Genomic DNA, 13,255 nt, shown 5'->3' with positions numbered 1-13,255 from the left:
AAGTCCTTGAGCGAAACTGCGTACTAAATGTTTGCAGCTCAGAAGTGCTGAATAGTTAGCTTGATAGTGGTGCGGTAATCGCCTGCTTGCAGCGTGCGCCCGTTACCGACGAGCGTCAGCGAGTAGTTGAGCATCGCGCTGTCGGCGGACGATAAGCTGTGTTCAAGTAACATTCCGGGCGATATCAACTTTCCCTGGTCATCATGTATTTGCAGTGCAATACCTTTCGCCGCACCCTGAACAGCGAAGTACTTACCATAAGGTTGGCCTTCGAAGGTCAGTTTGAAATGTTGGGAAGCATCACGCTTGTCATGACTTCCAGAGGTAATGCAATCGCTGATATAGATAGCCAAGGATTGTTTGGGTGATTCATCGCCGTTTCGTAAGCCACTAACTGCCAGGGGTTTGAACGCAATCGTCTGTCTGTTACTACCGACACGGATTGCACAGGCGCTGTCGACAATACTCCCGGTCATTTGGACGCGCCCCTCGAGCAAATCGCTGGCATAGACTGGCGCGCCCAAGGTGCACAGGGGCAGTAGTAGCAGTGCGGTTGAGCGAATCATTTAAACCTCCGCAGGCGCCCCCGCAGTACGCAGCCAGTGCGCACTGCGGTTCACCTCAGTGACGAATGTTTCCGTTACTGATAAGCGAGGGTGAAGTTGGCGAACGTCTCGAAGTCGCCTGGTACGATTTCGGCCGCTTGCGCTTCGCCGCCACCGCCTGGGGTAACCATGTCACCCTGCAGGTAGGCTTTGAACTCAAGGTTGGGGTCACCATCGAACAGGGTCTGCGCAGGCGAAGCACTGCCCAGCTTGATCAGCTCGCCGGTGTGGTTGGCGATGGCCAGGCTGGCGCCTTGGGCAGTACCTTTGATTGCCAGCAGGTCAGGGTTGGACGCCGGCGAGCCGGTGAAGGTTGCAGTGGCGGATTTGAGGGCGCCAAGCTCACAACCGCGCAGTTCGATCTTGAAGGTTTTCGGGCGGGATTTGCCGCCGTTTTTCAGGGCGACGTTGGATATTTCATCCATCATGACGGTTTGATATGCCGATTCGTGAGCGATCGAGCACGGCGCATCGATAATTGCGCCCTTGAAGGTAATCACACCGTGTCCCTGATCTTTGGCAAAACTGACAGCCGAAGTTGCTGCCAGGGAAACTGCCATGATTGCACCAGCCAACGTACTAACTTTCATTTAATACTCCTAGATTGATATTGAAGTCCTTGAAGGGCGTTCAATGGAATGCGCTTGCTGCTCTGGTATCTGCGTACCCTTGAGCTGGAGTAAGTCTAGGAGTGGAGGGGGAAGAAGTGAGTAGGACGTTGCCGATGCTGGCCTAGGAAATTTCCTACAGGCCTTTTAGGTGTCGATCAGGGTGTCAATGCATTGCGTTTGGCAAACTCGGCCAAATCAACCAGTGATGTAGCGCCTAATTTTTGTAGCAGGCGAGTTTTGTAGGTGCTTACAGTTTTGTTGCTGAGAAAGAGCATGTCGCCAATCTGTTTGTTGGAGTAGCCCTGGGCCAGAAGTTGCAACACCGTCACTTCTCGGTCGGTCAATGACTGAATCTGTTCCAGCTCCGATCGTTGCTCCGTGGGATTGACACTGTCAAACGTCAGCGAGGGAAAGAAGGTGTAGCCGGAGTCTACCGCCTTGATTGCGGTAATCAGGCTGCCGAGGTCTTCCTCTTTGTTGACGAAACCACGAGCACCTAGCTGGATGCAGCGCCGACACACCGAATCGGCGGGTTGCGAAGTCAGAATGAGAATCTCGCTACGCACATTCAGCGCTTTGATCCGAGAAATAACGGTAAGTCCATCCAGCTTGGGAATACCAATATCGAGCACGACCACTTGCGGGGTGAGTTCGCGTACTAGCTTGACCGCATCGACGCCGTTGTCAGCTTCGCCCACCACACGCATATCGTGCTTTTCCAGCAGGACCCGGACGGCAAGTCGAATGACCGGATGATCGTCAACTATCAGAACGCTATGCATAGTGTGAATTACCTTGAGAACGCGCTTGCTACGGAACGGTAAAGCTCAGCCGGTAGAGAGTTGACACTATATCCGCGCAGGAAAGTGCTGTATTTGCTGCCGGTTAAGTTTAGGAAATTTCCTAAGGCGCATGGGAAATCTCCCATGGAGATGTCGGAAGTACGCCTTGCACACTGTATCCCCTTCAATTGGGTGTGTGTAGACCTGCGATGCAAGACCTGACTGTTCTCGTGCTGGAAGATGAACCCTTCCAGCGTCTCGTTACCGTAACGGCACTGGAGAAAGCCCTGCCAGGCCAGATTCTGCAGGCGGCAGATGGCAGCGAAGCGGTTGCTATTCTGGCCAACTGCAGTGCAGTGGATATTGTCCTCTGTGACCTGAGGATGGCAGGCATGGATGGCCTGGCTTTTCTTCGTTATGCCAGCAGCAGCGGCAAAGTGCGCGCGGTAGTCCTGTGCAGCGAATTGGAGCCGGTGCTGCGACAGGCGACAGTGTCGATGATCCGTTGCCTGGGGCTGAACTTCCTCGGTGATCTGGGCAAACCCTTCAACCTTGACGGTTTCAGCCAATTGGTCAAACGTTACCGGGAAGATTGCAACGCGTTGCCCAAGACGCTGTCAGCGGCAGAACTCCCCACCCTCAATGACATACAGCGTGGCTTGGATAATGGCGAGTTCGAGGCTTACTACCAGCCAAAGGTCACGCTTCAAGGGGAGCTTCTGGTGGGGGCAGAAGTACTTGCGCGTTGGGCGCATCCTCAATGGGGCGTGCTGGCGCCGGCCCATTTTCTACCGGTAATGGAACAGCACAATCTGGTCGACAGAATGTTTTGGCAACTGTTCGAGCAAGGCCTGGCGCTGTATCAACAAGCGTTGAGGCGAGATCGGACGGTCAATCTGGCATTCAACCTGCACCCGTCGCAACTGGCCTGCACTGCGCTGATTGATCGCATACCCGCACTGCTCAAGCGGGCCGGTGTGCCGCCGGCCAGTGTGACATTCGAGATCATCGAGTCCGATCTGATGTCTGCACCGGCAACCAGTCTGGAGAACCTGGTGCGGTTGCGCATGCTTGGATGTGGCCTGGCAATGGATGATTTTGGTGCTGGTTATTCTTCGTTGAGTCGGCTCTGTGACTTGCCGTTCAGTCAAATAAAGCTCGATCGCTCATTCGTGCACAAAATGCGAAGCCAACCCAAGAGCGCCGCGATCATCAGTTGTGCGGTGGCACTGGCGCGAGCGCTGGATATCTCGCTAGTCATAGAAGGCGTGGAGACTGTCGAACAACAGAAGAGCTTGATTGAATTGGGTGGCACGCTTGCTCAGGGTTTCCTGTTTGCCCGACCGATGCCTGCCAATCATTTCATCGACTTCTGCCTGCAGCGCACAAATGGCAACGTGACAGGCGCAGGTGATTAAATGAGTGAAACGGCTTTGATCTATCATGGCGCGAGGCTAACCAACTAATCAGTAGCGCGCTCTATTCTTTGACGAACCTTTGGCAAACAGAGGGTTCCCGTATTCCCGGAATTTTTGGTCTTCGATCTCGCATGTATCTACGCATTTTTTGCCTGACCTTCAGCCTGCTGTTGGGTCACGCTCCAGTGGTGTCGGCATCACAACCACTGGTGCCGCAGGTGCTGTCCAGTCAGCTCCGTGTCGATCGTCACGATATGGCGATTTCGGCCGAAGACTGGCATTGGTTGCGGCACAAGGCCGAGCTCAAACTCGGCGTAGCTGCAACCGAGTCCGCACCTTTTTCGGTCAAGGTCCAAGACAATCTGTACGAAGGCATCAGCGCCGATACAACGGCCCTGGTCGCGCAGTTGTTGGGATTGCAGGTGAAGGTCGTGTCCTTTGCCACTGAGCAGGACGCGCGCAAGGCATTGCAGGCTGGTAGCGTCGATGTGATCAGTGCTCACGGCAGCACTGAGTCGCACCCGGGCGTGTTGTTGAGTATTCCCTACGCCAAAGACCGACTGGCGGTGTTCAAGCGCAGTGCCGAACCGCGGCATTCTCCTGCCGATCTTGCCGGATTGCGCGTTGCAATCACCGACGAACACCAGGCCGAACTCAAACAACGCTACCCGCGGGCTGATTTGCGGGTATACGCCAACCACGAAAAGGCGATTGCCGCTGCCGCCTTTGGCCAAGCAGATGTTTACCTGGACGACATTTACAGCGCCTATTACCTGATCAATCGTTCGTTTTACAACTTTGTCCGCTTCGAGCGTTTCTCCGACGTGGGTGCAGGTGACTACCGATATGCCCTGAACGCCGATAACGAGCGTTTGCAACGGATTCTGAATGTTGCCATCACCTCCATCGGCGAAGACACGTTGCGCAACGTGGCCAAGCGCTGGGTGGGGAACAGCTTCATTCCCAGTGAGGAGCCGATCAACCTTACCGTGGAGCAGATGCGCTGGATCCAGCGACATCCGGTGGTGCGCCTGGTTATCAACGATGATCTGGCACCGGGTGCGTATTTTGACTCGAACGGGGTTTTTTCTGGCGGGATCGTCGATATCCTCGAAGTGATAACCCTCAGTACCGGCCTGCATTTTGACGTGCTTGCCCGCAGTGGTGGCTTCCCGCAGATCATTGAAGCGGTGCAAAAAGGTAAGGCAGATCTGGCGCTGATGACTGCAAGCCCCGAGCGGGAAGAATACCTGCGTTTTTCCCGGCCACTGCTCAACAGCCCCTTTGTATTGCTCAGCAGCATTGATGAGCAAGGCAGGCTGGGAAACCTGGTCGACAAACGTGTGGCGATTCCCACAGGCCATGTGGCCATTGAGCATCTGCGCAAGCGTTACCCCGAAGCCATAGTCGTCGAAGCTGGCGGCTCGCTGGACTCCATGAACCTGCTCTATGAAGGCAAGGCTGATGCGGCAATGGTGTCGTTGCCTGCTGCGCGCTATTACATCGAGCGGCTGTTTCGCAACAGACTGGTGATCAACCAGATACTGGATGTCGGGCCGGCGACAGTCAATTTCGCCATGCGCCGCAGTGATGTGGAACTGCAATCGATCATCGACAAGGTATTGCAGAGCATTGCACCTGATGAGCTCAATGCGATTTCCAACCGCTGGCGCTCGCCCCCGGGCATGAGTGGTCAGACCTGGGTCGATTATGAGCGGGTAATCAATTGGGTAGTTGCAGGTGCCACGCTTCTGGTGTTGTTTTCGCTGGCCTGGGTGGTCTATTTGCGCCGCCAGATCAAGGCCCGACTCAAGGCCGAACGGCTGCTCAACGACCAACTGCAGTATGTCCAGACGCTGACCGACTGCATGCCGCCGCCGCTTTATGTCCGTGATACCAAGGGGCGCATGCTGTCGTGCAACCGTAGCTACCTCAAAAGCGTCGGCCTGAGCGCCGACCAGGTACTGAACAAGACAGTGCACCAGCTACCCACGGAGAGTTTCGAGGGCCTTGCGGACTTTCAAAACAACATCCTGCAGGCGCTTCGAGATGGCCAGACCGTCGAGTCAGTACATGCCGTTACGCTGCAGGGCAGGGAAGTCTGGATCAACCACTGGGTGCAACCGTTCCAGGATTCGCAGGGCGCGATTAAAGGCGTTATCTGCGGCTGGCTGGACATCACCGAGCACCGGCTGTTGATCGAGCAGCTACAGGAAGCGAAGAAACTGGCCGATGATGCCAGCCGTGCCAAGACCAGTTTCCTGGCGACCATGAGTCATGAAATCCGCACCCCTATGAACGCTGTGATCGGGATCCTTGAACTGGCGCTCAAGCGTGCGGATAGTCAACCGATCGACCGCGCCAGCATTGAAATCGCCCACACCTCGGCAAAAAGCCTGCTAGAGCTGATCGGCGATATTCTCGACATCGCCCGCATCGAATCCGGTCGCCTGAGCCTGTCGCCCAAGCGTGCCAATTTGCGTGAACTGGTGGAGTCGGTGGCCAGGGTATTTGAGGGGCTGGCCAGGCAAAAACGCTTGAATCTGATCCTCGACATCGATTCGAGTATTAACTGCGATGTACTGGTCGATGCGTTGCGCTTCAAGCAGATCCTGTCCAATCTGGTCAGCAATGCTATCAAGTTCACTGAAGAGGGCTCGATCAAGATCAGTATCAGCGGACTGCTGGTCAATGCCAGTTTGCTCAATGTTCACCTCAGTATTGAAGATACCGGTGTTGGCATAAGTCCCGCCGATCAGCAGCGCTTGTTCAAACCTTTCGCTCAGGCGCAGCGCAATGTGCAACAGACCGAAGGTACAGGACTGGGCCTGGTGATCTGTCGCTCGCTGTGCGAAATGATGGGGGGGCGTGTGACGATGAACAGCGCGTTGGGCCAAGGAACGCTGGTCGATGTGGAGCTGCATTTACAAGTATTGGAGCGCATCTGCGTCACACAGTTGCCAGTTCTGCCCTTGGTTCATCAACGCTATTGTCTACAGGTTCTGGTGGTGGATGATCACCAGGTCAACCGCCAAGTCTTACACCAACAGCTGAAGTTCTTAGGTCACGATGTCTATGAGGCGGAAGACGGGCTGCGTGCCTTCGAGCGTTGGCGTGAGCAACCCTTCGATGTTGTTATCACTGATTGCCATATGCCGGTCATGAATGGTGCCGAGCTTACTCGAACGATTCGCCGAGTCGAGCAAGAGCAAGGACTTAAACAGACGGTGATTATTGGTCTTACCGCCGATGCACAGCCGGAAGAGATAGAGCAATGTATCAACGCGGGCATGAATGACTGTCTGATCAAGCCCATCGGTCTCGACGAACTGGATGCGAGGTTGGTGGCGCTACACCAAGATTGGGAAGTTGAAAGTGAGGGGCCTGCGATTTTGTTGCCTCTGATGGCGCCCGCCTTGCCACGATTGCTTGATCTGAAGCCTTTGGAGTTACTCATCAACAGTGACCCCGTAAAGATTCGCGAAATACTTGACGAACTGATCGCTAATAATCGCAGGGATTGTCAATCGCTGAGGGCCTTACTTAATGAGGGTGAGACGGATGGGTTGATGGAGTTGGCCCACAGAATCAAAGGCGCGGCGCGCGTGGTGACTGGCGAGCAGTTGGTCGAATCCTGCCGACGTTTGGAGGTTGTCTGCGCTGATCCACACGCTTTGCCTGAAGACCTCAGTCAGGCGGTAGATGAAGTGGAGTTTTCCATCGTCGAATTAGAACGCGCCTTAGTGGCTCTTTGAGTGGCTAACGGTAGTGGCCTGTTGAGGCTGGACGCTCGTTGAGGTTTACGCTGCCAGCTGCTTTGCCTCGATTGGTGACCGGCATATCTCGTGATCACCATCAGCACTAATCCTTTCGCCTGGCTGTGGTCGATCACCCGGCTGGATGCCCAGGCAGGCAGGTGATAGGCTCGCCATTTTTTAGTGGCGAATTGCTATGAACGTAAGGACTGTATCTGCCTCTGTTGCCTTGATGTGTTTATTCGGGAGCCCAGTTGTCTCGGCTTGGACAATGGTTAATGGGGTCCCCACGTACAAGCCAGAGGAAATTCGCCACTGTGAGCTGGTGGCGATGGATGCGCTGGATATCATGGCCGCGAGACAGTTCAATGAGCCGGCCGCTGAGAATGTGAGCCTGAATCCAAGCCAACTCAGGGAAGAATACAAGGTGCGATTCACCGAAAAAGCCAAGTCTTTTGCAGTGGGTGCCAATCAAGAAGAAAAACACGAGGCGCTTCGGCAGTTTATGGAGCTGGCAAGACAGACCTGCAAAGAGGATTACAGGAACTCCGTTCCTCAGACGCAAACCCAGTGACTGTCGAGCCAAGCCTGTTAGGCTCTGTCTGAAAAGCCTTGAGACTCGGTGATGCTGCGTTGAAAACAGCCTCGGAATGCTCATTTACAACCCGTAAACTCCGCTTCCTCGGCTGTTTTCGCCTTGCCTGACCTTCGTCTCAATGCTTTTCAGACAGACCCTAGTTAATCTGGGCCTTGGGGATGTCACCAAGCTTGTTTTGCAAATAAACCGTGTAGGGCAGCACTGCCGTGTCAGCGACAGCAGACAATGCTACATCGAGCGCTACCAAAGCGGCTGAGGGGTGCCCATCAAAGCCAACTTGGCCTCGTGGCTCGGCGTTCAGCGCGCAGTAGCCTAGTGCCGCGCCGCTATAGATGCGTGGCAGTGAGTCGCAATGAGAATGCCATCGGGCCAGTTTGTTGCTGGCTACCATGTCATCGCGCAACACTGTGTTGATGGTGCCGCAACCTGAGAGGGGGGTTAGCGTTACTAACAGAATGGCTGTTTTAACGTTCATTGAATGGGCTCCTTGCCAGATAGCGAAGGGTACATCAAACACGATTAAAGGTTGGCGAGAAGTTAACCGGGTTTGCCGTCTTTGTTGGCTGCCAGGTTTACAGCAGCCTCAATCGCCTGCACCCACGCATTTTGTCCGACTGATTGGGCCAGTAAGCGCGCTCCAAGCATGGCAGCAAAAATCACCAGAGCTTCATTATCGGCTTGCGTCGGCTGAGCAAAATCGCTCACTTCACCTACTCGCTCTTTCATGAACGTGTCGAGCAGGTGCTTCGCCCCCGCCTCGTAGGCTTGAACGCCTACCTCATCCACCTCCCCAGTGGCTACGCCTGGCGCAAAGGCCAGAAGGGGACAACGATTTTTCGCAGCGCTGTTGCGAAGGTACTTGCGAACCAGAGAAACGGTCCGGTCTTGAGCCGCTTCATCGGCGCGCTTGTACACGTCATTCCAGGCCTCAAGCGATTGCTCGAATGCCATCGAGAACGCCTCGGCAATCAAGGCGTCCTTGGAGTCGAAGTGCTTGTAGAAGCCACCTACCGTCATGCCATTGGCGGCCATGATTTGAGCTACGGAGACGCCCTCGACCCCAGACTCACGAAACAGGCGCGAGGCTGTCTGGACAATCTGGGCACGGTTCTCTTTAGCCTTGGACTGCGATGAACGTCCCACGGTGTCACCCTGTTTTTTTGAAGCACAAGATCTTGGTCACCATGCGCTGCACGACCTCGTCATTCTGATTGGAAGTAATACATTCGGCCACCACGATGCCTCGGTCAGGCTTGGATCGAGACGGCGTGATGCTGAGAATGGTGCTGGTGACGTGGAGTACGTCGCCGGGGCGTGTCGCCTGAGGCCATGCTATTTCTGCGCCGGCGCCAATGACGCCACGTGCCAGCGGCAGGCTTGCCACCAGCAAGCGCATGGTAATGCCTGCGGTGTGCCAGCCGCTTGCCGCGAGCCCCTGGAAGAACGTGTCCTTCGCGGCATCCTGGTCGAGATGGAAGGGCTGCGGATCGAATTCCTGTGCATAGCGAATGATTTGCTCAGCATCCAGCGTGTAATGGTCGCTTAGGAAAATGTCGCCAACCGCCAGGTCTTCCAGGTAGATGGGCTCTGCCATTGTTCGACTCCACGGTGTAAGGAAATAGGCCCTGGTCTCACGGGCGCGCTCACTTGCCAAATTAGATTATGATCACTATCTTATTTTGGCAAGTCAGCTTTCCCATCCGCATCGACCGCGCCTGCCGGGCAATGCCTTGGTACGCGGCCCTGAGCAGGAGCGCTATTCATGCCGTTGGTTCGCATCGACATCAGAAAACACCCCGATCCAGAACACATCAAGACGCTGGGCCGGATCGTGTACCAGGCCATGCGCGACACGATCAACGTGCCTGAGCATGACAACTTCCAGGTACTCACCGAGCACGACCACGACCGGTTGGTGAATGATCCCGAATACCTGGGTATCCCGCGTTCGGACGCTCAGGTATTCATCCAGATCACGCTCAACGAAGGCCGTACGGTCGAGCAGAAGAAACTGCTCTACCAAACCGTGGCCAAGGCATTCAACGAACAGGCAGGCGTACGCAGGGAGGATGTCTTCATCAGCCTGGTGGAGGTCAGGCGAGAGAACTGGTCGTTCGGCAATGGCGTTGCTCAATATGCCGAGTAACCCACCCAAGTACCAAGGGATACAATGACCCTTTCAACCGCTGGCTCAGCCTCGACGACCAGAGCATAGGTGCCCACATGACGCTCCCGTCCGATGGCCAGTTCTCAAGTGACTGGATCAACATTCGCCGTGATCAGGAGACCGGCATCGAGACTGTGCACGCGCACTTTCAAGGCCACGCTTACGATCCCCATGATCACGACGAGATGTTGGTCGGCGTTACGCATCAAGGCGTACAACGTTTCAGTTGTAACCGCTCGACGCACACCAGTACACCAGGCAGATCGATATTGATCGAGCCTGGCGCTGTGCATGATGGCTTTGCCCCCGAGCCGGAGGGGTTCACCTACGGCATGCTCTACCTATCTCAGCGGTGGGTATCGGCGATGACAGACCGCCTCGGCGTGGGCGATGCATCGTCACTCGGCGCTGCCTTTCGCAACACCCTGACCGACGATGTACACCTCAGGAGTGCGATCCAGTGTGCCTTCCAGGCCATTCATCAGAACGAAGGCCGCCTGGCTCGAGACGAGCGCCTGGACACACTTATGGCCGTACTTTCCAAGCACCTGCGCCCCGTGCAGTCGTCCGACAAGGCCGAGGCGGTGCCGGTCATGGAAAGAGCCAAAGAATTTCTGCATGTCCTGATGGCTACCGACGTCAGTCTTGATGAACTTGCCAACTACACGGGTATCGACCGATTCAGACTGACCCGGCAATTCAAGCGAACCTACGGCCAGACCCCGCATGCCTATCTGATCAGGCTGAGATTACGTACCGCCCGTGCCTTGCTGGCCGCTGGCAAGCCCGCCGCAGAAGTGGCCGCAGAGGTTGGCTTTTCTGATCAAAGTCATATGGGCGTGTGGTTCCGGCGCGCGTACCGCCTTACCCCGGCAACCTATCAGCGGCTGTGCACAAATCTAACAGACTGAAGCCTGCCTACGACTCCATCATCACTGTTCAGTTTTGAAGGAGTACTCAATGTTCGACACCAAAGTAGCGATTCTCGTGCGCAATGACCTTGCCATGTGGCAGCGAATGAACGTCGTCGCTTTCCTGGCCACCGGCATCCCTTCGGCTGCACCGCAGGTCATGGGTGAGCCTTATGTGGATGCCAACGGCCATTGCTACGGAAACATGTCTGGCCAGCCAATGCTGATCTTCGAGGCGAATCTGCAGGAGATCCAGAAAGCTCATCGCGTGGGGCTGGAGCGCGAGCTGACCATGCTCCCTTATGTGTTCGCCATGTTCTCTACCGGTCATGACGAGGCAAATCGAATGGTCTTCCTTGAGGAAGATCCGGCCAATATGGACTTCGTCGGTATTGCCTTGCGTGGCCCGAAAAAAGCAGTCGACAAGGCCATCAAAGGCCTCTCGCTGCACAAGTAAACCTTGGCCATTTAACGCAAACGCATCAGTGATTCCTGATTGGGAATCCCATCAACGTTGACTTCTATCTTGAGTTGAACATGCACACTTCACCGCTTTTGTTCAGTGCTCTGGTGCCAGCATGAGCCCATCTACACTGCTGGCTTTCTGAGCCTTTTCATCAATGGTCGGCTTTGGGGCGAACAGAGCCTTGAGCACTCGTCCAAGCGTCGCCCGGCTTGTAGGCAGAGTGTCCGGTGGGATCATGATTGGTTTGGCGGGGATGCTGATGGTTGGTGAATTTTTCTGAGACCGGGGAGCTGAAATCAATGTGCAGGTATCGCTCAGGTGTTTCTTACGCCCATAGGGCAAACATTGTGTATCGACGCACAGGGGTATGCTATTGAGCTGACGGGTACCTACAAGGACGTTCGATCATGACCACAACCCTGCGGCTGGCCTCGGCCAGCGATGTCGAGTTGCTGTTTGACATTCGCACCAGCGTAAAACAGAACCATCTTTCGCGTGAGCAGATGCACGAGCTGGGCATCACTTCGCAGGCGCTCAGCGAAGCAATCGGCAAGCAGCCCTGCGCCTGGATAGCCGAATGGCAGCAGGAGGCTGCCGGTTTTGCCATAGTCGATCTTGACCAAGGGGAGCTGTTCGCTCTGTTCGTGCGCCCTCAGCATGAAGGTAAGGGGATTGGGCAACTGTTACTACAGCAGGCCGAGCACGCGCTGTTTCAGCGGCATGAGGTGATTCACCTGATCACCGATGGCGATGAGCGCATGCGGGCGAATGGTTTTTATCGGCGTTTGGGCTGGACAGTGGCCGGAACGGTCGATGCCCGCGATGTGCGCTTTGAAAAATGCCGTCCGGGGCGCTGACTGCAGGGGCATGGCAAAAAACACATAAAACTACCACTGGCCACCTTCGGGTGGCCTTTTGGTATTCGCGAGTAATACTTCTGTGTACCGGCCGGCCTGTTGCTGGCGGCGCGAACCGCGCAGAGGTGTGAGGTGAACAAACTATCAATCGTGGGTGCCGGGATTGTGGGCGAAGCGGCAGCTCAGATCATTGCCCGGGAAGAGTTCTGTCGTCAGTTGATGTTGATTGATGTGCAGGGTGGCTTGGCACAGGGCAAAGCGCTGGACATCTGGCAGGCGGCTGTTGAGTCAGGCTCGGATACCCGGGTTTACGGCGGCGCCGATGCCCAATTGCTAGATGATTCTGACCTGGTGGTGATTACCGCGGGAGTGCCGCGTAAGCCAGGGCAGTCGCGGCAGGATGTGTTGAGCATCAACCTGCCGATTCTCGATGGCATCATGCAGGATATAAATCAACATGCTCCGGCGGCGACGGTGTTGGTGGTGTCGAATCCGGTCGACGTCCTCACCTATCGGGCCTGGTCGCTCAGCAAGCTGGGCCGCGGCAAGGTGTTCGGGCAGGCGGGGGTGCTGGATACCGCGCGCATGAAGTGTTTCATCGCCGAGGAAACCGGTTTTTCCGCGCGGGATATCAACGCGCTGGTGCTGGGCGGGCATGGCGATAGCATGGTGCCGCTGATGCGCTACTGTACGGTCGGTTCGATACCGTTGTCTCACTTCCTGTCCAGTGAGCAGATAGAGCGGATTGTGCAGCGCACCCGTCAGGGCGGCGGCGAGATTCTGGGTTTGAAGAAGGTGGGCAGCGCCTGCGATGCGCCGGGCGTGGCAATTGCCCAGATGGTAGATGCCATTGCCAATGGCCGAAACAGCATTTTGCCGACGGTGGCGATACTCGAGGGCGAGTATGGGCGCACCGATATAGCCATGGGTGTGCCCTGTGTGTTGGCAGAGCAGGGGCTTGCGCGGGTCATCGAGGTGCCTCTGGATGCGCAGGAACAGGCAATGTTCGACCACTCAGCCGATCAGGTGGTGCGTGATATTGCTGAAATGAAGGCCTTGTAGGCGGCGCTGGAAAAGGGGCTCGA

At 55.8% G+C, this 13,255-nt stretch carries 14 protein-coding genes; 8 read left to right on the top strand and 6 right to left on the bottom strand.

What is annotated here, in order from left to right; translation table 11 throughout:
* Window positions 1–38 precede the first annotated feature (38 nt).
* The 3 genes from ACP6KB_RS16420 to ACP6KB_RS16410 form a co-directional block, all read right to left on the bottom strand.
* Window positions 39–566, bottom strand: coding sequence for a fimbrial protein (locus ACP6KB_RS16420; protein ID WP_442108141.1), 528 nt, complete (start codon window positions 564–566; stop codon window positions 39–41).
* Between the two features lie 74 nt (window positions 567–640).
* Window positions 641–1,195, bottom strand: coding sequence for a fimbrial protein (locus tag ACP6KB_RS16415; protein WP_442108139.1), 555 nt, complete (start codon window positions 1,193–1,195; stop codon window positions 641–643).
* A gap of 176 nt (window positions 1,196–1,371) precedes the next feature.
* Window positions 1,372–1,998, bottom strand: coding sequence for a response regulator (locus tag ACP6KB_RS16410; RefSeq protein ID WP_442108137.1), 627 nt, complete (start codon window positions 1,996–1,998; stop codon window positions 1,372–1,374).
* A gap of 209 nt (window positions 1,999–2,207) precedes the next feature.
* On the opposite strand from ACP6KB_RS16410, the gene ACP6KB_RS16405 reads away from it, so the two are divergent.
* From ACP6KB_RS16405 to ACP6KB_RS16395, 3 genes are all read left to right on the top strand, one after another.
* Window positions 2,208–3,416 (top strand): EAL domain-containing response regulator, encoded by a 1,209-nt coding sequence (locus ACP6KB_RS16405; RefSeq protein ID WP_442108135.1) that lies wholly within the window; start codon window positions 2,208–2,210, stop codon window positions 3,414–3,416.
* A gap of 131 nt (window positions 3,417–3,547) precedes the next feature.
* Window positions 3,548–7,171, top strand: a complete 3,624-nt coding sequence (locus ACP6KB_RS16400; RefSeq protein ID WP_442114325.1) for a transporter substrate-binding domain-containing protein — start codon at window positions 3,548–3,550, stop codon at window positions 7,169–7,171.
* Window positions 7,172–7,502: 331 nt separating this feature from the next.
* Complete coding sequence (locus tag ACP6KB_RS16395; RefSeq protein WP_442108133.1) at window positions 7,503–7,745, top strand: hypothetical protein; 243 nt, start codon at window positions 7,503–7,505, stop codon at window positions 7,743–7,745.
* Window positions 7,746–7,905: 160 nt separating this feature from the next.
* Here ACP6KB_RS16395 and ACP6KB_RS16390 read toward each other — a convergent pair whose 3' ends face one another.
* From ACP6KB_RS16390 to ACP6KB_RS16380, 3 genes are all read right to left on the bottom strand, one after another.
* The gene (locus ACP6KB_RS16390) at window positions 7,906–8,244 is read right to left on the bottom strand and encodes a YceK/YidQ family lipoprotein (protein WP_442108131.1); all 339 of its coding nucleotides are present in this window, start codon (window positions 8,242–8,244) and stop codon (window positions 7,906–7,908) included.
* A 62-nt stretch (window positions 8,245–8,306) separates the two neighbouring features.
* Window positions 8,307–8,912: a TetR/AcrR family transcriptional regulator gene (locus ACP6KB_RS16385; protein WP_442108129.1), complete on the bottom strand. Its 606-nt coding sequence runs from the start codon at window positions 8,910–8,912 to the stop codon at window positions 8,307–8,309.
* Between the two features lie 4 nt (window positions 8,913–8,916).
* Complete coding sequence (locus ACP6KB_RS16380) at window positions 8,917–9,363, bottom strand: MaoC family dehydratase (RefSeq protein ID WP_442108127.1); 447 nt, start codon at window positions 9,361–9,363, stop codon at window positions 8,917–8,919.
* 168 nt (window positions 9,364–9,531) lie between these two features.
* On the opposite strand from ACP6KB_RS16380, the gene ACP6KB_RS16375 reads away from it, so the two are divergent.
* The 5 genes from ACP6KB_RS16375 (at window position 9,532) to ACP6KB_RS16355 (ending at window position 13,232) form a co-directional block, all read left to right on the top strand.
* Window positions 9,532–9,915: a tautomerase family protein gene (locus ACP6KB_RS16375; protein WP_442108125.1), complete on the top strand. Its 384-nt coding sequence runs from the start codon at window positions 9,532–9,534 to the stop codon at window positions 9,913–9,915.
* 77 nt (window positions 9,916–9,992) lie between these two features.
* Window positions 9,993–10,847 carry an AraC family transcriptional regulator gene (locus ACP6KB_RS16370; protein ID WP_442108123.1) on the top strand — a complete coding sequence of 285 codons (855 nt, stop codon included), beginning with the start codon at window positions 9,993–9,995 and terminating at the stop codon, window positions 10,845–10,847.
* 49 nt (window positions 10,848–10,896) lie between these two features.
* Window positions 10,897–11,304, top strand: a complete 408-nt coding sequence (locus ACP6KB_RS16365) for a DUF2000 family protein (protein ID WP_442108121.1) — start codon at window positions 10,897–10,899, stop codon at window positions 11,302–11,304.
* 416 nt (window positions 11,305–11,720) lie between these two features.
* Window positions 11,721–12,170: a GNAT family N-acetyltransferase gene (locus ACP6KB_RS16360; protein ID WP_442108119.1), complete on the top strand. Its 450-nt coding sequence runs from the start codon at window positions 11,721–11,723 to the stop codon at window positions 12,168–12,170.
* A gap of 132 nt (window positions 12,171–12,302) precedes the next feature.
* The gene (locus ACP6KB_RS16355) at window positions 12,303–13,232 is read left to right on the top strand and encodes a malate dehydrogenase (RefSeq protein ID WP_442108117.1); all 930 of its coding nucleotides are present in this window, start codon (window positions 12,303–12,305) and stop codon (window positions 13,230–13,232) included.
* Window positions 13,233–13,255: the final 23 nt, after the last annotated feature.

Source organism: Pseudomonas sp. NUPR-001, from assembly GCF_052147955.1.
In the GTDB taxonomy this organism is placed as follows: domain Bacteria; phylum Pseudomonadota; class Gammaproteobacteria; order Pseudomonadales; family Pseudomonadaceae; genus Aquipseudomonas.
The sequence above is the reverse complement of the archived record's forward strand: the minus strand, read 5'-3'. Positions and strand labels throughout refer to the sequence as shown.